Annotated in this window: 17 protein-coding genes and 1 other annotated feature; of the genes, 1 reads left to right on the forward strand and 16 read right to left on the reverse strand. The window is 39.2% G+C overall.

Translation table 11 applies throughout. From position 1 onward, the window contains the following. Window positions 1-4: 4 nt before the first annotated feature. The 14 genes from IGI72_RS15320 to nox all read right to left on the reverse strand — a co-directional run bounded on the left by IGI72_RS15320 (window position 5) and on the right by nox (window position 18,366). Complete coding sequence (locus IGI72_RS15320; RefSeq protein WP_438754720.1) at window positions 5-4,141, reverse strand: SpaA isopeptide-forming pilin-related protein; 4,137 nt, start codon at window positions 4,139-4,141, stop codon at window positions 5-7. A gap of 37 nt (window positions 4,142-4,178) precedes the next feature. After that, window positions 4,179-5,900 carry a SpaH/EbpB family LPXTG-anchored major pilin gene (locus tag IGI72_RS15325; protein ID WP_438754721.1) on the reverse strand — a complete coding sequence of 574 codons (1,722 nt, stop codon included), beginning with the start codon at window positions 5,898-5,900 and terminating at the stop codon, window positions 4,179-4,181. Between the two features lie 528 nt (window positions 5,901-6,428). After that, window positions 6,429-7,283, reverse strand: coding sequence for a hypothetical protein (locus IGI72_RS15330; RefSeq protein ID WP_438754722.1), 855 nt, complete (start codon window positions 7,281-7,283; stop codon window positions 6,429-6,431). Window positions 7,284-7,310: 27 nt separating this feature from the next. Further along, window positions 7,311-7,637 carry an RNase A-like domain-containing protein gene (locus tag IGI72_RS15335; protein ID WP_438755110.1) on the reverse strand — a complete coding sequence of 109 codons (327 nt, stop codon included), beginning with the start codon at window positions 7,635-7,637 and terminating at the stop codon, window positions 7,311-7,313. A gap of 79 nt (window positions 7,638-7,716) precedes the next feature. Then, window positions 7,717-8,052, reverse strand: coding sequence for a hypothetical protein (locus tag IGI72_RS15340; RefSeq protein WP_438754723.1), 336 nt, complete (start codon window positions 8,050-8,052; stop codon window positions 7,717-7,719). Continuing rightward, entirely contained in the window at window positions 8,039-8,593 is a 555-nt protein-coding gene (locus IGI72_RS15345) for a hypothetical protein (RefSeq protein WP_438754724.1), read from the reverse strand. The genes IGI72_RS15340 and IGI72_RS15345 overlap by 14 nt, the downstream gene beginning before the upstream one ends. Window positions 8,594-8,649: 56 nt before the next feature. Continuing rightward, complete coding sequence (locus IGI72_RS15350) at window positions 8,650-9,528, reverse strand: hypothetical protein (protein ID WP_438754725.1); 879 nt, start codon at window positions 9,526-9,528, stop codon at window positions 8,650-8,652. Window positions 9,529-9,563: 35 nt separating this feature from the next. After that, window positions 9,564-10,463, reverse strand: coding sequence for a hypothetical protein (locus tag IGI72_RS15355; protein WP_438754726.1), 900 nt, complete (start codon window positions 10,461-10,463; stop codon window positions 9,564-9,566). 57 nt (window positions 10,464-10,520) lie between these two features. Then, window positions 10,521-11,297, reverse strand: coding sequence for a hypothetical protein (locus tag IGI72_RS15360; RefSeq protein ID WP_438754727.1), 777 nt, complete (start codon window positions 11,295-11,297; stop codon window positions 10,521-10,523). Between the two features lie 101 nt (window positions 11,298-11,398). Then, window positions 11,399-14,965 (reverse strand): RNase A-like domain-containing protein, encoded by a 3,567-nt coding sequence (locus tag IGI72_RS15365; protein ID WP_438754728.1) that lies wholly within the window; start codon window positions 14,963-14,965, stop codon window positions 11,399-11,401. A 590-nt stretch (window positions 14,966-15,555) separates the two neighbouring features. Further along, on the reverse strand, window positions 15,556-15,915 hold the full coding sequence (gene rplT, locus IGI72_RS15370) for a 50S ribosomal protein L20 (protein WP_010749133.1): 360 nt from the start codon (window positions 15,913-15,915) through the stop codon (window positions 15,556-15,558). Between the two features lie 63 nt (window positions 15,916-15,978). After that, window positions 15,979-16,179, reverse strand: a complete 201-nt coding sequence (gene rpmI / locus IGI72_RS15375; RefSeq protein ID WP_003128650.1) for a 50S ribosomal protein L35 — start codon at window positions 16,177-16,179, stop codon at window positions 15,979-15,981. A 60-nt stretch (window positions 16,180-16,239) separates the two neighbouring features. After that, window positions 16,240-16,761, reverse strand: a complete 522-nt coding sequence (infC, locus tag IGI72_RS15380) for a translation initiation factor IF-3 (RefSeq protein WP_005228103.1) — start codon at window positions 16,759-16,761, stop codon at window positions 16,240-16,242. Window positions 16,762-16,808: 47 nt separating this feature from the next. Further along, window positions 16,809-16,932: a sequence feature (ribosomal protein L20 leader region), on the reverse strand. A 99-nt stretch (window positions 16,933-17,031) separates the two neighbouring features. Next, window positions 17,032-18,366: a H2O-forming NADH oxidase gene (gene nox, locus IGI72_RS15385; RefSeq protein ID WP_005228102.1), complete on the reverse strand. Its 1,335-nt coding sequence runs from the start codon at window positions 18,364-18,366 to the stop codon at window positions 17,032-17,034. A gap of 333 nt (window positions 18,367-18,699) precedes the next feature. Between nox and IGI72_RS15390 the strand changes: the two genes are divergently transcribed. Continuing rightward, complete coding sequence (locus tag IGI72_RS15390) at window positions 18,700-19,335, forward strand: pentapeptide repeat-containing protein (protein WP_010749132.1); 636 nt, start codon at window positions 18,700-18,702, stop codon at window positions 19,333-19,335. Here IGI72_RS15390 and IGI72_RS15395 read toward each other — a convergent pair. Both IGI72_RS15395 and IGI72_RS15400 read right to left on the reverse strand, forming a co-directional pair. After that, window positions 19,332-20,237, reverse strand: coding sequence for a magnesium transporter CorA family protein (locus IGI72_RS15395; RefSeq protein WP_060791518.1), 906 nt, complete (start codon window positions 20,235-20,237; stop codon window positions 19,332-19,334). The two genes, IGI72_RS15390 and IGI72_RS15395, sit on opposite strands and share 4 nt — an antisense overlap. A gap of 89 nt (window positions 20,238-20,326) precedes the next feature. Further along, window positions 20,327-20,971: a deoxynucleoside kinase gene (locus IGI72_RS15400; protein ID WP_010749130.1), complete on the reverse strand. Its 645-nt coding sequence runs from the start codon at window positions 20,969-20,971 to the stop codon at window positions 20,327-20,329. Window positions 20,972-21,074 lie beyond the last annotated feature (103 nt).

Here is a 21,074-nt window from a genome sequence, read left to right on the forward strand (position 1 = left end):
TTACTTACGCTCCTTTCTTTCTAAGCTGATCATAGTAGTAATACAACGCCCAGATACCTGCCAAACCAAATGCACAGGCAATTCCTACGAGCCAAACCATCGGTCCGTTAACCCCTGCTTGAGGCAATTCAGTCGTTTTATCGTTTTCTTGATAAACCATGATGGTTTGATTTCCCTCACCAATCGTGACTTTGATTGGTTTTTTGATCAATTCGTATCCGGCAGGTGCTTTTGTCTCTACAAGATTGTATTCGCCTGGTTGGATACCCGTGAAGTTCAAATAGCCGCTTGCATCGGTGGTTGCACTACCGACTTTTTCCGTTTGATCATTGCCTTTGTATAGATCAAAGGTGGCATCAGCTAACGCTTTTCCTGAAGCTTTTTCGACATCACTTAACTTTCCATCTCCATTTGCATCAACGGCAGTTCCTGTTTCGTATTTAAATAACCGAATAGTAGACAGGCGGATCAAGCCGATGTTGACATCTGTCACATGGTGAACATGCTCTTTCAGATTTTCATCTGCCGCTAAATCTGTTAATTCTGGCAAATCATACGCTGCTGTTTTAAATGTATCTTGATCCGCTTTGGAGTTTAGTGTAGGATCGTCTCCAACCAAAGGAGTCGTTACTGCAAATTTCTTTTGAACCACTTGATCACCAACCACAAATTCAGCAATGTACTCGCCTTCTGGCAAGTTTTGGAAAATATATTTCCCAGTTGCATCGGTCTTGATCAATGAATTCCCCGAGTCATCAACGAACTTTTCCCCCGATAAGCTTTCCTTGACTAACTCGTTTTGGTACGTTTCCTCTACAAAGCTTGTGCGATAAAGCTTGACTGGAATGTCTTGGGCAGCCAATTCCTTGGTGCCATTTGCCAAATTGCCGATCAAGCCATCTAAGTTATCGTCATACCAAGCCACACCGGTAAGATCACGACCGTAGACGGTGGTTTCAAAATTCTGCGAGCGAACATCCATGTCCAAATAAGAATTGAACCGAATATTATTGACCAAAACATCTCCTGGCTCTTGCCCACTTGGATCAATGGTGACTGTCAGGGTGATCGTGTCACCAACTGGTAGTGACTCTGTCGTCACTAAAAATCCTTTGGCTTTTGAGATGTCAGAATTACTTGAATACAGTGTCCAATCGTTAATATCATTAGGATCAGTTGTTTCACTCACTGTCTCATTTGTGAAATAGATTTTTGCATTTGGATCATCAACCGCTACTTCTGTCACCTTGTAACTTCCGTGGAAGATCGTGCCTCTTGAGTCACCATCATATGGAAGAACATCGCTGATTCGAACATCTTTAATCGGTTGTGCAGATTCGTTTTTCGTCGTCATCGTATACTTGATAGCATCGGTTACTCCAACTGGTGTATCATCACCAACTTCAATAAGTTTTTTGTCACCAGTTTTGCTGACGATCACTTGTTGGATCAATTTTTCTTTGAAGGTATCCGAAGAGGAACGAATTGTTTCGTCGGTTTCATCTTTCACCGACGAATCACCTGATCGCCACATTTCTCCAACAGTAGATACTGTTAAGTTACCGGTAAAACCACTGGAATCAAAACTAAGCTTTGGAAATTCAGAAGCTGCTTTGAAATTAACTTCTACCCCAGTTGTCAATGGCATGTCTGAGAAGGACCAGCGAAGTTTTGTCGTTCCGTCCGCATTATTTGTAATAGTCGGTTCTGGAAGACTATTTCCTTTTGCATCCTTACTAGAATTTGCTTCGTAATTGATACCTTTTGGTAGGGTAGTCGTCAGTGCACCGTCATAGTCAACTGTGCTTGTGCCAGTCAATGTTCCAGTTACTTTAATAGAAATCGTTTCAGATGTATCATAAAGTTCTTTTTCAACTTCTGTCTTAGTTAAAATACTGAAAGGATTCACATAAGCTGATTCACCAAAAATACAATAATAGGTCATCGGAATAGAGGTTGCTACTCCATTAGAATTATATTGGGTTGGGAGGTATGTCCCAGTCGTGCCAGCTAAAGGATCATAGAGAACATTCCCATTGTAATCTTTAAATTGATGCGTACTCAACAGGACTAACGGGTTACCTGCAGGCGTAATATTACCAGGTTGCTTTTGAATAACTGTCAATGGAATTCTCGGCATACCTTTCCACCCTGTCGGGACCGATGTTTTTACATAAGCAGCAACGGCAGATATTTCTCCTCCACTAGCTACAGCCTCTTCTGGTGTGGCATACCAGTTGTACAGTTGCTGTGTCACGCTAAAAGATTGGACTTTCATCGTTACAGGAGCAGTATTTGAAAAATTCTTTGCAACGCCATACATAAATCTAGGTTTATCAGTAATAGGATCAACAGTAGAGGGTCTTGAAGTATCATATTCTAAAGCGCTTGGATCCCACATTAGTATAGTATCTTCTTCAAAGACGGCATCATTGGTTGTACCGATGAAATCAAAAGCAACGATTGAATCGCCAGAAGACAAGCGGGCATTTCCTGTGTTAGTTGAAATACTAGTTTGATTTAGTGATAAATTAGTCAACCAACTATGCATATCAGAGGTGCCAGCTTTTGCAAATACTGGACCACAAACATACGCCCCGGATGCTGCGACAATGTTAGGATATGAAATACTTGAATTGTTGGAAGTTGTCACCCCATCATAGGAAACAGAATCCACATAAAAGCTCATATCGTATCTATTCCAATTGTTTGCTCGGGCAAGCGCTTCTGTTTGGGTACGGTCCCAAGACATAATGAGCTCTAAACTCGAAAACGCTTTGGATGAGCTACTAGTGGTTCTATTTCCAGTCATGAGGTACGTATATGGATTGACCACCCCAGCATAGTCGGAGTTAGTGACATTTCCATTCGTGGTAACATTAAAGTTACCTGATTCATAGACACCAATCTCTTCCAGCACTCCTTTTGGTTGTGTGGAATAAATCTCACCAGTGCTGGCGTTGGGAGTCGCTAACGGTGCAGTAAATACATTGGTATTTACCGTCCCAACGTTTTTGGTAAATGCTTGTGTCCGCTGATAAGTTGCTGGTGCATAAGCTCCGATTGAGTAATTAGTGTACTGAGCAGTGGTTAAATTATTCGTCGTGGAACTTCCATTAACTTGATACGTTCCCTTTTGCTTAATTGTGTAAGTAATGGGTCCACTTGGAAAAGATGCTCCTCGATAATCGCCGGTAGCTCTTCCTTCCAACGGACGCAAGATTGTCACTGCGCCTACATCGTATGCATCTAGATTAGCGTTGCTTCCACCAAATACTTCTGTTCCTTTTTTTCGATCCCCCGCAACCAATTGAATCTGTACAGATGGCTTAGCAGATACAGATGTTTGAGGTACGTTAAACTCAGTGTCATACACATTATTAACGATTTCCGTTACACCACCATCCAGATTTTCAGCATCAAGAATAGTCAATTCAAAGGTTGGTTCAATTGGGGTTCCATGTTTGGCGTCAAAAACATTCACGACAACTGGAACAAAGATTTGTCCGGTATCGCTGATAACTGATTCCATGACCCCTTCAGAATATTGAGTTCCATCATTTGAAGCATTGTCATAGTAGTTCCCATTAGCGATTTCGCCATTGACTTGAGGGACTCCATTGGCATCTTTTGTGATGGCATTCGGTAGGGTTGCTTTTAAACGATAACGAATGTTTGTATAATTTTGATCTTTCGTATCATTTTGAATTGTAAAAGATACAAGATAAATCACTTGATCATGGGAACGAACAATCGTATTTGTCTCGTTTGAGTCGTAACCAGGGTTATCATTCGTGTCAAAAGATGCTGTTCCTGTTTTCACACTAACTTTTCCTTCTCCCATTTTAATAGGAGAAGTAGCAGTAGTTCCTACTTCCTTTGACGTAGCTTCACTAAAATAAATGGGCTTATTCAAGGAATCTTCAGCAGAATAATCCTCATTCGTTAGCTCTTGTAAGCTTTTATCCGTCACAGTTGTCGGAACAACGATCACCTCCGCATTGGAATTCTCATTAGCTGAAGCAGCTTTGCCATCATCTGCCTTTAGCGTAGTTGCAGATGGGATAGCCCAGATAAACAACAAAGCGAGTACAACCGGAAACAGAACGGCGACAAGTGTATTTAATTTAAGTTTGTTCATGACTTAAGTCACCTCATTCTTTCCATTTGAACTCCTTTTAGTTTGTTTGACGTTTTTTATCAATCACTACTGCAGCTGTACCAATCGTGATGGCGCCGATTGCAATGGCGATCAACAAGGTCGTTCCAGCGCCCCCGGTGAATGGTAAATCAGTCTTCGTTTTATTGATGATTCTTGCTTCGATTTGGTCATTGGTTTCACTTGCTAAATTGACCGTGATTTGTTGCGGTTTTTTCAATAATTCATAACCATCTGGCGCTTTTGTTTCCACTACCCAGTAGTCACGTTTGATATCATCTGCATCAAAAGTTGGTTCTGTACCGATATCTTGTTGTCCGTCACCGTCTGTGTCGGTATACCAGTTCAACGCCAACCCATTAAATTCTGCCAAACCTTGCGCATCAGAAGTTGCTTTCAAAAGAGTTACGCCATCTGGCAGGCCAGAAACTGAGCCATCGTTATTCAATGTATAAGACTTACCATCAGAAGCTAAGAATTTATTGGCTTTCGCATCTTCTTCACTTGTTGCAAGATGGAATTCTGCCCCTGCTAACAATTTAGCTTCGTCTTCTGCCGTCTTCTTGATGTCAAATCCGCCTGTGTAGTATTCTGGGTCATCCTCTGAAGGTACATCGACAGGTTTTAACCCCGGAGTTAAGTAGGCAACATCCATGTGGTTAAGAATGGTTCCGTTGAAGTCTTCATCCGTATGGGTTTCAAAAACAACTTGGATTTGAGTATCTCCATTTTGAGTGACTTTCTTCATTCCAGCTTCAGTCAAACTTACAGTAACTGGTTTTTCATTCTCAGATTGGTCAGTGATTGGATGTGTAGTCACATTAGCACCATTCAGTGTAACAGTATAATCTGTACCTAATTGTAGTGCTACCCAGTCACTGGAATCTGTCTTCGTATTAACAGCTAACCCATCCAACATAATTTTTTCGTTCAATGTATCACGGATCGTATAGTAGTCAGCGTAAATTTCGTCGCCTGCAGAGACTGGAATATCCGCAATTTGATTGCCATCTTTATCATAGACAGGAGTGATGACCATATCTTGTGAAGCTACTTGATAAAGGCCGCTTGGTAGCGACGCGTTAGCTTCCCAAGTGAAATGATTTCCTGCTTTGTTGGAGAATCCTTTTCCTTCTTCAACAGTCTTATCTGGTTCAAGCAACGATTCCATCAGGTTCTTCGGTTGAACAACTACATCATAGATTAATGAGCCTAGATCATCGCGGTCTGTTTGCGGCACTTGCACGAAGAATGGATCTGCTGGTTTTGCTACTTTAGGAGATTCACCTCGATCATCTTCTAATTCGGTAACTAAATAAATGCCATCTGCCGCATTGCCGCTACCCAAATTCGCTTTGACAGACCCATCTGCTCCTGTCGTTACTGTTTGAGCAGTAAATGTGTTGTCAATCGTATAATCTGTTCCTTCTTTTTGATCTAATGGATTCGTTAAAGCAGCATCGCCGATTGCCGTTACCCGTTGTATGCGGAATTTGATCCCTGCTAGCGGTGTCTTCGTAACATCTTCTTTTTCCCCGTCGCCACGGTCGCCAAGTTCAGATAAATCTTTCACTTCATATTTCCACAGGGTAATGGAACGATCAGTTGTATTATCTGCAACAGGCCCGGTCGTTGCAGCATAAGCAGAAACAGATCCCACAACGGGCACAACGATGCTTCCTGCAGTGAAAAGTGACGTGGCAATAACAAATTTGGTTATCATTTTTTTCTTTGGTTTCATTATTGAACCTTCTTTCTTATTCTTATCTAGCAACAAAACAATCCAACATTTTTTCAATCTACATAATCATCACTCCTAAAGTGCCTCTTGATTTACTATGATTATGAAATAAATCAGCTCTGAGTAACTGACAAAATCAGCCTGGAAAATTTTTATTTCGGTCTTATTTGGTATTGAAAAATTCTGATTATTTGTGTGAATTCGGCGATGAGAACGGATTCAATAGTCAGTGATAGTAGATTTTCTCCAAAATGTTGGCATTTTGGCTCTCAAATTCTAAAAAAACTGGCACAGCTTTTTAAAAGAAACTGGGTTCTCCATTGGGTCTTTAAAAGAAAAGGACAAAATTCTGATAAAAATGCTTATCTCCTGTCGCTTTCTTCTGAACAAACAAAAAAAACCGCTAGAATTAGCGGTTTTAAACAGAAATTTCTTTTGATTTGGATAAAAAAAGATTGAAGGATTTTAGGGAAAAGAAGGGTTTTTAGTTTTTTAACTGACTCCATTTAAGGGCTCGTCACAAGTTGTTTATTTTTTCAATTCAATGATATCTTCTCGCACGCCGAGAAACAGATAGCTGATAGGTTTACTTGCTTCATCGACAATCTTAAAAAGTTTGGTATTACGTTGCTCTGTCCAGCCATTCTCTGGTTTATGGCTAAAAAGATACCCCACTTTCTTGAGCTCCATTTCCAACTCTTCTTGCGAGAAGGCTTGAATTTCCAGTTTATGGTACTGAATAGCAACGGTCTGCTTTATATTTGGATAGTATTCTTTTCGATCAAGAAAATGGGCATTTTGTTTCTGAATCCACTGATCATAAAATTTCTGCCATTCTTCAGCATTTTTTATTGTCATCGTTTCAATGTCTTCATAGAATAAGCTGCGCACACATTGTACCTCATCACTAGGAGCTAAATTCTGTGTATCATCTGAAATGTACTCTTTAAAAAAGTCATAGTCAGAGCTAGTTTTTGTCTTGGGAATGATTTCCATCTCAAAATGATAGAAGGGATAAATCAAAGTATCCTTATGGGTTTCTGAAAATGAATCTTTGCAGAAAGATACTGTTGTAAAAGACATTTCTCGTTCTTTTTCCTGCTCTTTTGTAGATTCATTACTCCCTCGATATTCAAAATAGCACTTATGCTTTGTTGCATATTCTGTTAATTCTCCTAGTGTGTTAAATGGATAAAAATAAAGCCTTTTCCTAAAAACAAACTCATATTCTTGATTTTGCTTCGTTCGATTTGCAGTGAAAAAATTTTTCTTATCTAGTAAGTAGCAACTTTCTTTTCCCCCTAATTTTTTATACCATTCATTCAACTCCAGAACATTTTGGATGCTCATTTCTTTTATATCTTCCATATATAATCTTTGCACTGAAGTCGTTCCTTTCAATTACTGTTTTTAATCCCCTACTTTAAATACAGGATAACTAGTCAATACTCTGAAGCCTTTGTCGCTAGTAGAAGGCCTTAGATATAGTTGATTGTTGTATAATGGAGATACAGGAATATTACTTTGTGTAAAACCTCTCCCTAGCTTAACGGGGGTTTCAATAAATTGCCCTTTCTGTTTACCTACATTCTGAAAAACTTCTGGATGTTTAAGCTTGGTCATATTGATGGCGATCAATGCTTCCACTACCCCATAGTAAGTTGAACTAAATAGGAGGTTGTCTGTATTCAGACGATTTTTCAAGTATGCATCCGACTTCATTACATGTTTTTCAATTGTATGTCCGCGTCTGTTGCCGTATCCTTACCGTTTAAAGACAGGCTGAGCACCTCCAACCTGTCTTGATTCCAAGCGATTACTTTTCTTCCGTATTCTCAACCTCAATGATATCTTCTCGCACGCCTAAAAACAGATAGCCGCTGGTATTGGTGCCTTCATCAATCACCCGAAAAAGCTTTGCTTGGCGTTGCTCTGTCCAGCCGTTTTCTAGCTTATGACTGAATAAATAACCGACTTTTTCTAACTCAGCTTCCCACTCGGATTGCGTCGCGGCTTGGATCTCTCGCTTATGGTACTTGATAGCGAACGGTTTTTCCATTCCTGGATAGTATTCTTTTTTATCCATAAAATAAGCATTTTGTTTTTGCAGCCATTTTTCATAAAACACCTGCCATTCTTCAAGTTCTTTCACTGAGATTGTTTCGATGTCTTCGTAAAAATAAGCTTCGACAGCGAATGGGTTGAAATTCAAACGATACACTTCTCCTATCTCTCTCCATAAAATAGTTTATATAGGCACGGTCCTTAACTATACATTTTTTCAATGGATGGATTCTCGGCTCAAAACAATAAAACAAATAGCCATCTCTATCTCTACGTCTGAATTGGTCAATAAAGGAGGCTTTCACAAAAATTGTTTCTGCGAATAAAAGTTCCCGTTCTTTTTTATGATCTGGTGTCCAGTTTTCACCTTCTTTGTGGACAAATTGAAAACGTAAGGACGAAAGTTGTTTTTCTATTTGCTCTGTGGTATCTTCGTCACAAAAATACTTTCTCCCCTCAAGATAGAAATCACACTCATATTTCTCTTTATCTTGATTAACAGTAAACTGCTCTTTTTGTCCACGAAAGTATCCGCTTTCTTTATCCGTTGTGTCCACATACCAGTCTAGTAGACTTTGTCCATACTCTAAATCTTTTTCCTCTATGTCTTCATAATATACGTTGCGCATTTATTTTCTTCCTTTGTAGTAATTTCAGCTCCCCATCAACACTCTATCTTTTGGCGCTAAAGCCATTCATTTGCGCCCTCGTTATTTGGCAAATCAATAATGTCTTCTCGAATGCCTAGAAAGACGTAGTTGATCACCGTGCCACTTTCATCAATCACTTCAAATAGCTTGGTGCTTCGCTGTTCGGTCCAGCCGTTTTCTGGTTTATGACTAAAGAGATAGCCGACTTTCTTGAGCTCCGCCTCCCACTCTGGCTGCGTCTTTGCTTGAATTTCTCGTTTATGGTATTGAACAGCTACTGTTCTGTTTATCGCCTTATTATACCTTCTTTTTTCTATGAACCATTGGTTTTGATCAATAAGCCACTGCTTATAAAACGTACGCCACTCTTCCAGTTCTTTGATAGAGACCGTTTCAATATCTTCGTAAAATAAATGGCGGAACCCATCATATTCTTCTTTTTTCTCTTGCTCCTCAGCAGCTGATTGAATGGGAGAACCTGAATTATCATCATTGGAGAAATTTTTATTCTCTATCCTAATAATCGGTTCAAAACAACAAAATAAGTAGGTGATACAATCTTTAAAACGTTCAATAGGTGAGCCCTTCACTAAAATTGTTTCCGCAAATAAAAGCTCTCGCTCCTTTTCCTGTTCTGGCGTCCATTGGTCTCCTTTTCTGTGGACAAATTGATAATAGAGTGGTCGGATATGCTTTTCTAACTTCTCTGGTGTTTCTTCATCATAACCATATCTCCATCCCTCAAGATAGAAAATATAGTCTTGATTCTCTTGATCTTGATTAGCTGTATAGGTCTCCTTCTGGCCTTGATAGTACTTACCTTCTTTTTTCTCCATTTCGGCATACCAGTTTAGTAGGTTTTGCATATATGTTAAATCTTTTTCCTCTATGTCTTCATAATATACGTTGCGCATTTATTTTCTTCCTTTGTAGTAATTTCAGCTCCCGATCAACACTCTATATCTTGACTATACAACCACACATTTGCGCCCTCGTTATTCGGCAAATCAATAATGTCTTCTCGAATGCCTAGAAAGACATAGTTGATCACCGTGCCACTTTCATCAATCACTTTAAATAACTTGGTACTTCGCTGTTCGGTCCAGCCGTTTTCTGGTTTGTGACTAAAGAGATAGCCGACTTTCTTGAGCTCTGCCTCCCATTCTGGCTGCGTTTTTGCTTGAATTTCTCGTTTATGGTATTGAACAGCTACTGTTCTGTTTATCGCCTTATTATACCTTCTTTTTTCTAAGAACCATTGGTTTTGATCAATAAGCCATTGCTTATAAAACGTATGCCACTCTTCCAGTTCTTTGATAGAGACCGTTTCAATGTCTTCGTAAAACAAATGGCGGAACCCATCATATTCTTCTTTTTTCTCTTGCTCCTCAGCAGCTGATTGCATGGGAGAACCTGAATTGTCATCATTGGAAAAATTTTTATTCTCTATCCTAATAATCGGTTCAAAGCAATAAAATAAATAATCAATACTGTCTTTAAAACGTTCAATATAAGATCCCCTCACCAGAATCGTTTCCGCAAATAACAACTCTTTTTCTTTTTTCTGTTCTGGCGTCCACTGTTCTTGTTCTCTGTGGACGAATTGATAACGAAGCCTTCGAATGTGTTTTTCCAGCAGCTTTGGTGTTTTTGCGTCGAAGAAATACCTCCACCCTTCAAGATAAAAAATATAGTCTTGATTCTCTTGATCTTGATTGGCTGTATAGGTCTCCTTCTGTCCTTGATAGTACTTTCCTTCTTTTTTCTCCATTTCGGCATACCAGTCTAGTAGACTTTGTCCATACTCTAAATCTTTTTCCTCTATGTCTTCATAATATACGTTGCGCATTTGTTTCCTTTCTTTGGTAGTAATTCCCGGTACCGATCAACACTCTATCTTTTGGCGCTAAAGCCATTCATTTGCGCCCTGGTTATTTGGCAAATCAATAATGTCTTCTCGAATGCCTAAAAAGACATACTTGATCACTGTACCACTTTCATCAATCACTTCAAATAGCTTGGTGCTTCGCTGTTCAGTCCAACTATTTTCTGGTTTATGACTAAAGAGATAGCCGACTTTCTTGAGCTCCGCCTCCCATTCTGGCTGTGACTTTGCTTGAATTTCTCGTCTATGGTATTGAACAGCTACCGTCCTGTTTATCGCCTTATTATACCTTCTTTTTTCTATGAACCATTGGTTTTGATCAATAAGCCACTGCTTATAAAACGTATACCACTCTTTCAGTTCTTTTATAGAAACCGTCTCAATATCTTCATAAAATAAATGACGAAACCCATCATATTTTTCTGATTTATGCTTCTCAGCAACTGTTTCAGTACCGGAGAATTTTTTATCTTCTACCCATATCACTGGTTCAAAACAACAAAATAAATAAGAAATACTATCTTTAAAACGTTCAATATAAGACCCCTTCACCATGATTGTTTCCGCAAAGAGCAACTCCCTTTCTTTTTCCTGTTCTGGCGTCCATTGGTCTCCTTCTCTGTGGACAAATTGATAACGAAGCCCATGGATATCTTTTTCGAGCTTCTCTGGTGTTTCTCCATCATAACCATATCTCCACCCCTCAAGGTAGAAAATATAGTCTTGATTCTCTTGATCTTGATTGGCTGTATAGGTCTCCTTCTGACCTTGATAGTACTTTCCTTCTTTTTTTTCCATTTCGGCATACCAGTCTAGTAGACTTTGTCCATACTCTAAATCTTTTTCCTCTATGTCTTCATAATATAAGTTGCGCATTTATTTTCTTCCTTTCCAATGTTCTAGTCACCCATTCTATAAACAGGATAACTCGTCAATACTCTAAATCCTTTTTCAGAAGATGAAGGCATCAAAAACAGCTGATTATTCCTTAAAAGATTCCAAAGACCATTATTACTATAACCTTTCCCCAATGCAAACGACGTCTTTACAAATTGCCCCTCCTGTTTACCCACATTCTGAAAAACTTCTGGATGTTTCAGCTTGGTCACATTGATGGCAATCAATGCTTCCACTACCCCATAGTAGGTGGAACTAAATAAGAGATTGTCTGTATTCAGACGATTTTTCAAGTATGCATCCGACTTCATTACATGTTTTTCAATTGTATGTCCTCGTTTGTTGCCATATCCTTCCAACTCGTCTTGGACTAAGTCTTTGAATGTATACCATTCATATTCATCCTCAATATTATCAATTCCTAATCTCTTAAGATCTGACAAAATCTTATTGATAGCCAATTTACTGGCACCTGCAGCAGATTTTCGAATATCATCTGGGATAACACTTTTAGGCAGTTCTTCTCCAGTTTCGGTGTTTTTAATTTCACCCGTCTCATCGTTTACTCCATAGGTTTTCCCCTCATAAGAAACGATCCCGTGGTAGGTGAATTTTTCAAGCTCTTCCCAACTACCAGTTTCAAATTCTCGAAAAATAGACGGGGTTGTTAATTGTAGCTGATTGGTATGGATCAGATGTGCTGCATAGTAAACGACCAGCGTTCCTGCCATCGCTAGAAGTAAGGTTGACCCGGTGATCACAAATCGTTGTTGTGGACCAAAATTGACTATTTGAGCATCTGTATAGAACTGACCATTTCCTACATATTGCAACGGCGCCGAAAGGGACGTACTTCCTAACGGCAGATTACCAACAGTAGGAAATGTTTGCTCTCTTAAATTGGTGCCCAATAAGTAGTTTTTACCAAACATTGCATCTAAAACTGGATGGCTTCCTCGCGAGGTTCGCCAAACTGAATTTAACGTATTTGAAACACTTACTGCTGTTGGTAATTGAAGCGGTCGATGGTGGGGAGCATATATGTCGGTCAATTCTTGATGAAACACACCATTTAAGTAGATATGTGTTCGCTCGGGATTGGTATCAATTGAAAGCTGGAAATCATTGAACTGGTGTCGCCTGATTTGTAGCGTTGTTTCAGCCGTAATATCCGTCATCGCAATATAGTAGCTGCCAGCAGGTAAATCAAGGGTAACGGTATTGTTAGAGCCTGAGTACTTTCGATCAAATACCTTCGTTTCATTTTCTTGATAGACTGTTAATCTTTGACCTGATCTTCCTCTCATATCAAAATCTAGTCTGGTTGTCTCATCTAGTGTAAGTGAAAAATATTGGTTTTTGATAGATCGACGACCCTCGTTAAAGAAACGCCAAGGTTGGATATGATTATTCTTTTTAGCAACAAGCAAATCAATACTGTTCGGAATAACAATACTGATTTCATCTTCTGACCAGTGATTAATCCAATTCAAAAAATAGTTTAAGTCCTTGTCTGCACACGGATCATAGCCGCTTGGAACATCTTTATAAAATTCAAAAAATTCTGGTCGCATGGTAAAGTAATAGCTTTGACTTGATTTATACCTGATTTGGTTTGCTCCAGGCTCTCCTCCTGTAAGCGTAAAACGAGGTCTTTCTAGTCCTACTCCTGAAGGCATTCGGCGAATTGATTTCCCATAGGAATATTTTCCGTCCCTAGAACGTATTAAGAAATAACTTTCTTCTTTTAAAAGAAAATACTGTGTACCAGATACACGAATATCACTTTCCGCTTCCAAATCCTTCGTATGATCTTTTTCTTCAAAACGATCATCTATTCCTTTATTCAACCTTCTCACATAGTGATCAAGCGCCATAAACTCTTTTTCTATAATAGTGATTTTATCTTCCGACCAATGATTGATCCAATTTAAAAAGTAGTTTAAATCTTTATCTGCACATGGGTCATAACCTCTTGGAATGTCTTTATAAAACTCGTGAAATTCTGATCGCATTGCAAAGGTATAGCTTTGACTCAATTTATACCTGATTTGGTTTGCTCCAGGCTCTCCTCCTGTAAGCGTAAAGCGAGGTCTGTCCAAATTTATTCCTGAAGGCATTCGGCGAATCGATTTGCCATATGAATATTTCCCGTCCTTAGAACGTATCAGAAAATAACTTTCTTCTTTTAAAAGAAAATACTGTGTACCAGATACACGAATATCACTTTCCGCTTCCAAATCCTTCGTATGATCTTTTTCTTCAAAACGGTCATCTATTCCTTTATTCAATCTTCTCACATAGTGATCAAGCGCCATAAACTCTTTTTCTATAATAGTGATTTCATCTTCCGACCAATAATTGATCCAATTTAAAAAGTAGTTTATATCTTTATCTGCACATGGGTCATAGCCTCTTGGAATGTCTTTATAAAACTCGTGGAATTCTGGTCGCATTGTAAAAAAATAGCTTTGACTCAATTTGTATCTTACTCGATTTGCTCCAGGCTCTCCCCCTGTAAGCGAAAATCGTGAGCTAGAAATACTTCCACCTGAAGAAGGAAGATACACAGTTTTTCCATATGAATATTTCCCGTCTTTAGACAGAACTAGGAAGTATGCTTCTTGTTTTAAAAGAGTATGTTGGTTTCTTTCTGAGCGTATGTCTGTTTCTAAGTTCAAATTATTCGTATAATCCTTATCACCCCATTCACTCTGCAAATTACTTCTAAATAATTCATCGAAATCAGCGTGTCTTATTGTGGTATAAGAATTTTCACCATTTACTTCATTTGGTTCTGAGTATACTTCTTCATCAGATTCCGATTTTTTGTCACTTTTATCAGAATCACTAGATGTCGCATCCTCAGAATTTTCATCCATACTAACCCCTTCAACATTTTCTTTTGACTCTTCCGATTGTTTGTTTTCCTGCGATTCTGTACTAGTCGAAAAATCGTGATTGGTTTCTTCTCTAGAGGATGTACTTTGTTGTGAAGATTCAAGTGCTTTTTGAATTGACTGTTCTTGCTTTACTTGGTCCTGATAATCAGTAAATAAATCTCGAATAATTATCGTTTCCTCCAAATCGGAAAGCAATTCAGATAAATCAGCTGGTTCGTTCAAATACAGGTCGTACCAAGTTTCATCAAAAAAACCATACCAAGCATAGTTGACAATAATAAAGGTCATAGGTGAGGTTGGTTTTGTCGTTTTACTATGATTTTGGATAAAGTCAGCTACTTCTGATGGTGCCAGTTGCCAACTGCTTTCATCAATCAATTGATGAAAGTCCCCATCTTTAAAAACGGGGAAATATTTTTGGTAATCCAACTGTCCTTCTACATAAAAGTGAATATTGATTGGATTTAAAAATACCCAGTCTTCCTCTTGAAAAATCTCAGACAGTTGCTCTTTCTCAGTCGAGAAATCTACTTGTTCTGTTGGCTCAGATAAAAAGTAAATTCCTCTGCTTGTTTCAATTTCCTCTGCTACAACGATGGATGCTGGTAAAAAATAAGGAATCAATAACCCCAATACACTCCATAAAACCAACAAACGCTTTTTCATTTTTCATCTACTCCCATTTTGAATCAGTTTATTCATCCTGTCCTATTCCTATGGCGAGTATTTTTTTGAATATTCTGAAAAATGTACCTATTAAAAATTCTAATTTTCTATGTATTCCATATATTTTGCAAAACCCGAATCACATTGATTATCCAATGTTCTTTCCATAACCTCCTTGTATCATCCTCTTTTCGAACTAAGAAAGCCATTGACACAGCCATAAAACATTGTACATCGACTGCTGATAATGACTTAATGTTAATCCAATATTCACAATAATTATATTATTTCGGTATTTATTTGTCAAAAAATACTTTTATTTTTATTTTTTACAGTAAATAACGACCTATTTATTAACAATAAACTACTTCCGACACCTTAAATTATGCGAAAAAATCGATCAGTTTCTTTATATATTTATCCGCTTGATTTCTATGTTTAATAAAAAATTTCTAATCAAGAATCACGCTTTATTCCTTTGATTTGCGTACTAAAGAAAGTACATCAGTAAAGGATCGCACTGTTTTGTAAAAAAGTTTATAAAAAAACCCCGCTCAAAGAGCGGGGCTAACGTTGTTGCCAACGATTGATTATTTGTTTAAAGCGTCTTTTGCTTGGTCAGCTAATGCAGTAAATGCTGCTGCATCGTTTACAGCCAAGTCAGCTAACATTTTGCGGTTGATGTCGATTTCAGCTAATTTCAAGCCGTGCATCAATTTTGAGTAGCTTAAGCCATTCATACGAGCCGCTGCGTTGATACGAGCGATCCACAATTTGCGGAAGTCGCGTTTCTTTTGACGACGATCGCGGTATGCGTAGTTGTATGAATTCATTACTTGTTCTTTTGCTGTTTTAAATAGAGTGTGTTTAGAACCGTAGTAACCTTTTGCTAATTTAAGCACTTTTTTACGACGTTTACGAGTTACTGTTCCACCTTTAACACGTGCCATGTATAATTCCTCCTAATATGAAAATCGATAATTGTTTGTATACGTGAAGCTTGGGTTACGCAATTATTTCATGCGTGCTAGTTGTTGACGGATACGTTTGTAATCGCCAGCTGAAACCATTGAAGCTTTACGCAATTGACGACGTTGTTTTTTTGTTTTGCCGTGGAAACGGTGACTGGTAAAGGCACGGAAGCGTTTCAATCCGCCGCCGCCAGTGCGTTTTACGCGTTTTGCTAATCCGCGGTGTGTTTTTTGTTTTGGCATAACTAATTTCCTCCTCAAAATCTTTCGTTATCTGACTTTAAACTGAAACTCAGTGAGTCATTATTTATCGTTTTTTGGTGCTAATACTAAGAACATACTGCGGCCATCCATTTTTGGCTTTTGCTCAACAGTTGCCAAATCAGCAGTTTCTTCCGCCAAACGATCTAACACTTTCTGACCAATTTCTTTATGGGTAATGGCACGGCCTTTGAAACGGATCGAAGCTTTCACTTTGTCCCCTTTTTCAAGGAATTTACGTGCATTACGCAATTTTGTGTTGAAATCATTGACGTCGATCGTTGGACTTAAACGAACCTCTTTAATGTTGATTACTTTTTGTTTCTTACGAGCTTCACGGTCTTTTTTCTGTTGCTCAAAGCGGAATTTCCCGTAATCCATAATTCTTGCTACTGGCGGCTTAGCATTTGGTGCCACCAATACCACATCAAGGTTTGCTCGTTCTGCAATTTGCAATGCTTCAGCTTTACTCTTTACACCAAGTTGTTCGCCGTTTTGATCAATCAAACGCAATTCACGTGCACGAATGCCGTCGTTTACCATCATATCCTTTGCTATGGTCATTCACCTCCGAGTTTTTTGAGAGAAAGAAAAGCTTGTCGATTCGAAATCAGACAATAAAAAAACGAGTTCTTCACGAACCCGCACGTACTCCACACAAATAAATGGTAGGAATCCTATTCTGCCCAGCGATATCTTCACTCAGGCGAGAAGCGGGTGCTTCTGCTTTTATTTCTCAACTTTTATAGTATACTGCTTTTTTCTCTTATTGTCAACAGTTTTCATGATTGTTTCAAAAAAAAGCCGGAGCATACGCTCCGACTTTCGTGTTTCTTATTCTGCTTTCAATGCAGCCATCGTGATGTAGTTGTATGGTTGGTTGAAGTGAGGCAAGAAGAAGATATCTAATAGCTTCATCTTGTCGATCGTTACGCCTTCTTCGATCGCTAGTGAGAACATGTGGATGCCCATTGCGATTTCAGATGTACGTGACGCCATTTGTGCACCAACGATGCGGCGTGTTTCTTCTTCATAGACGATGCGGATCTTAACTGTCGCATTTTCTTTCATGAAGCCTGGTTTTTGGGTATCTTCGTAATCAGAGTATTTCACTTTCATGCCATTACGTTCGGCAGCTTCGACTGACAAGCCCGTTGAAACCATGTTGTAGCCGAAGATCGAAATCCCGTTTGATCCTTGAACACCTGTTGATTCTAGAGACGTTCCGCCGATATTATGGGCAGCGACGATCCCTGAACGTACGGCATTCGTTGCTAATGCGATATACGTTGTTTGTTGCAAAGCATTTGAGTACACCGTTGCACAGTCACCGACTGCGTAAACATCGGCATCGCTTGTCCGTTGATGGCGGTCCACTAAGTACGCGCCGTTAGCAAACAATTCCAAATGATCTTTGCCTAGCTCGTTGTTTGGTAAGAAACCGATCGCGTTGATCACTAGATCAACTGGGTATTCGCCGTTGTCTGTTACAACTGCTTCTACTTTCTCTGTTCCTTTGTATTCACGTGCTAATTCACCGAAATGCAATTCAATGCCATTGTCAGCTAAGTTTTTGTCCATATCTTCTGTAAACCATTTGTCATAGTAGTTTGGCAATGCCCGTGTCGCTGCATCAAAAAGCAACACATTTTTGCCACGGCGTTTTGCTGCTTCAGCAATTTCAACACCGATGTAACCAGCACCGATAACGGCAACGTTTTTCACGTCTTCTGATGCTAGCTCTTTATCAACCGTTTGTCCGTCTTGGAATTTTTTCAAGAAATGGATGTTTTTCAAGTCACGTCCAGGTACTTTTGGTGAAATCGGTACCGAACCAGTTGCGATGACAACTTTATCATAAGATTCAACGATCGTTTCACCGTCATTGGTTACAGCGTGCACTTCTTTTTTCTCAAAATCGATATGGTCAACCACTGTTTCCATATGGATTTTTGCACCTTTTGCTTCAAAATCTTCACGTTTTGTATAGAACAAGCCTTCATATGAATCGATTTGACGTCCAACCCATAAAGCAGTCCCACAACCTAGGTAGCTTAAGTTTGTATTACGGTCGATCATTACGACCTCTTGGTCTTTGTAGTTATCTAATAGTGTATTGGCAGCAGCAATCCCCGCGTGGTTTGCACCGATAATAACTGTTTTTGTCATGGAAAATTTCCTCCTTTTGTTTACATTGTCATTATAGCTTGCTTGTGAATTTGAAAACTATCAACTTTTTCGCGATTTTAAAAATTTATGACAGTTTTTCGTTGATATACGTCACTTTCAGCGGGTTAATTTTCTATATCAAAATTATTTTCGTCTTGCAAGCAAAAAGATTGTGAAAAATTATGTATTTAAACCCAAGGATTTTCCTTGTTATAAAAGCATTCTGCAAACCGATTGAATAAATTTCACAATATTCTACTGCTTTTTCGTACCTATTGCGGCAGCGATTCGCCGTGTTATACTGAAGAGAAAAACAGATAGGATGGGATCTTGATGAAGAAAAAAATCGTATTGCCACTACCGCCCTTATTGTCGGCATTAGAGCCACAGGATTTTTATTTAGAAGAAGAACTGCTTTTCGAAGGTGCTTTCTTCGAAGGCGGTGACTATAGCTATGATGCTTGCAAAAATCTCATCTTGAAGCAATGTCATTTCAAGAAAGTGACGATGCAAAAAACACGCTTGAGTCAATGGGAATGCCAAAACGTTCTTTTTGAGAATTGCGATTTTTCTAATCTGGAATGTTTTGGCGCCAGCTTCCATCGGGTTCACTTTAAACAATGTAAATTGACTGGCACCAATTTTGCGGAAAGCTATTTCCGTGACTGCACCTTTGAAGATTGCGTGGCGAACTTTGCTTCTTTTAGCAACACCAATTTACGGACGATGCTGTTTCGTCAGTGCCAGCTAAACGACAGTGAGTTTTATGAAATGGATTGGAAACACTTGACGCTACAAGAAAACCAGTTGAACAATAGCAACTGGTTTCACACAAAATTAGCAACTTTAGATTTTCGGACCAATCAATTTCAAAAGATCGCGTTGTCCTTTGAACAATTGCGGGGGCTAACGGTCGATCAAGAACAAGCCTTGGTCATCGCCGCCGGTCTTGGTTTGGTGATCGATTAACGAATTCTGCGCCATAAAGCAATCAACATCCAGATGGATAACACTAAACTGATCAATAAGGCAATCCCCCAACCGAAAATACTATTGGTAAAAGGCAGTGGAACATTCATGCCAAAGAAACTGGTGACGATGGAAGGCACAGTCAATAAGAGAGACCAAACGGTCAAAAACTTCATGGTATCATTCAAGTTATTGTTTAACAGATTATTATAGGTTCCAGATAGTTGCTCTAAAATTTGAAAAGCCAGCAACGTCATTTCCACTGCCTGTTTGGCTTCGATCAGGGCATCATCCAGCTGTTCCCGCTCGTCATCATCCATCAAGCGATAAATGGATAACGCTTTGATCTGCTCCAAGAGGACCGCATTTTGTTTCGTAGCAGACACTAAAAAGACTAAACCGACTTCCAAATCGGACATTTGCAGCAGGTTTTTATTGGTGGTTTTTTCCCGTAGTCGCTGATTCAAGCGAATCCGTTCACTATTGACTTCTTCGACTAGCGGAAAAAACGTGCCTGAAATCAAGAATAAGCTTTGAAACAAAAAGTGCAGCGGTGTTTGCTGCGGCTTTTGCAGGATCAAGCGCTCCATCATCGGAATCACATAACGGGTATCATGAGAGGCAAAAGTAAAGATCTGCTTCTTTTTCAAAATAAACGTCATTGGGCTGGTCTCAAAATGATTGTCTCGCTTTTCTTGCTGAGGTACGTTGAAAACCAGCAGCAATGCTTCTTCTTCGGCATCGTATTCGACTCGTGCGCGTTCGTTTTTATCTAGAGAATACGTAAGCATCTCATCCGAAAGATGATATTGTTTTTGTAGTGCCATCACGCTTTTTGCGTCTTGCTGGTCGACTTGAATCCATTCATAGTTTCCATCATAAAAGACATGTTTGTTTTCCACAGTCCATCCTCCACTCTTGCTTTCTTCTATTATAAAAGAAAACAGCCAGAAGCCCAATCAAAGGACTTTTCTGGCTGTATCGGCTATTGCTATTTACGGGCGTCTTTCAAAGCATCTTCCACCATTGTTAAAACGGCCTGTGCCGCTTGCGGGTCTTCGACAAAATTGAATTGATCGCCATCGATCTGGATCTTTGGACTCTCATTGTATTCTTCGTACCATTGATCGTAGCGTTTGTTCAACTCTTTGTAGTAGTCGTATAACGAAGGATCAAAGGTCAACTGCTCATATTCCCGCCCACGTTTTTCAATACGCTCTAGCATCGTTTCAAAAGAAACGCGAATATGCACCAAAAGATCTGGATGCTTTTTGTGGGCTGCATACGGCAGCTCTTCCAACATATTGGCTAACAATTCATCATAGACTTTGACTTCGGTATCGGTTGCTCGCCCAAGGTCCGCATTTAAATGGAACAACAGTGAATCCTCATAAATGGAACGGTCCAAGACGTTATTGTCGTCTTTCATAGCTTGCTTGATACTTTCAAATCGTTTATTTAAGAAATAGATTTGCAGTAAAAACGCATATTTATTTGGATCTGCATAAAATAATGGTAACACTTCATTGTCATCGATCGATTCATAAAAGGCTTGACTGCCAAAATGATTGGCGATCAATGCGGTCAAACTTGATTTACCGGCACCAATCGTTCCTGCTAATACGATCACGCTCATATCCCCCAACTCACTCATCACTAAATATTGTATGTTGCATTTGCGATATCAACTATACAATACTATATCTTGTGCCGTCAACTGAAACTTTTGAAGCACAGAT

The organism is Enterococcus sp. DIV1059_2, from assembly GCF_051713685.1.
Lineage (GTDB): Bacteria > Bacillota > Bacilli > Lactobacillales > Enterococcaceae > Enterococcus_D > Enterococcus_D casseliflavus.

What these genes read in the sequence shown, in the direction of transcription:
- IGI72_RS15390 (WP_010749132.1), top strand. Translation starts at nt 18,700, where the DNA reads ATGAAGAAAAAAATCGTATTGCCACTACCGCCCTTATTGTCGGCATTA.
- IGI72_RS15355 (WP_438754726.1), bottom strand. Translation starts at nt 10,463, where the DNA reads ATGCGCAACGTATATTATGAAGACATAGAGGAAAAAGATTTAGAGTAT.
- nox (WP_005228102.1), bottom strand. Translation starts at nt 18,366, where the DNA reads ATGACAAAAACAGTTATTATCGGTGCAAACCACGCGGGGATTGCTGCT.
- IGI72_RS15345 (WP_438754724.1), bottom strand. Translation starts at nt 8,593, where the DNA reads ATGCGCAACGTATATTATGAAGACATAGAGGAAAAAGATTTAGAGTAT.
- IGI72_RS15400 (WP_010749130.1), bottom strand. Translation starts at nt 20,971, where the DNA reads ATGAGCGTGATCGTATTAGCAGGAACGATTGGTGCCGGTAAATCAAGT.
- rplT (WP_010749133.1), bottom strand. Translation starts at nt 15,915, where the DNA reads ATGGCACGTGTTAAAGGTGGAACAGTAACTCGTAAACGTCGTAAAAAA.
- IGI72_RS15360 (WP_438754727.1), bottom strand. Translation starts at nt 11,297, where the DNA reads ATGGAAAAAAAAGAAGGAAAGTACTATCAAGGTCAGAAGGAGACCTAT.
- rpmI (WP_003128650.1), bottom strand. Translation starts at nt 16,179, where the DNA reads ATGCCAAAACAAAAAACACACCGCGGATTAGCAAAACGCGTAAAACGC.
- IGI72_RS15320 (WP_438754720.1), bottom strand. Translation starts at nt 4,141, where the DNA reads ATGAACAAACTTAAATTAAATACACTTGTCGCCGTTCTGTTTCCGGTT.
- infC (WP_005228103.1), bottom strand. Translation starts at nt 16,761, where the DNA reads ATGACCATAGCAAAGGATATGATGGTAAACGACGGCATTCGTGCACGT.
- IGI72_RS15325 (WP_438754721.1), bottom strand. Translation starts at nt 5,900, where the DNA reads ATGAAACCAAAGAAAAAAATGATAACCAAATTTGTTATTGCCACGTCA.
- IGI72_RS15365 (WP_438754728.1), bottom strand. Translation starts at nt 14,965, where the DNA reads ATGAAAAAGCGTTTGTTGGTTTTATGGAGTGTATTGGGGTTATTGATT.
- IGI72_RS15350 (WP_438754725.1), bottom strand. Translation starts at nt 9,528, where the DNA reads ATGCGCAACGTATATTATGAAGACATAGAGGAAAAAGATTTAACATAT.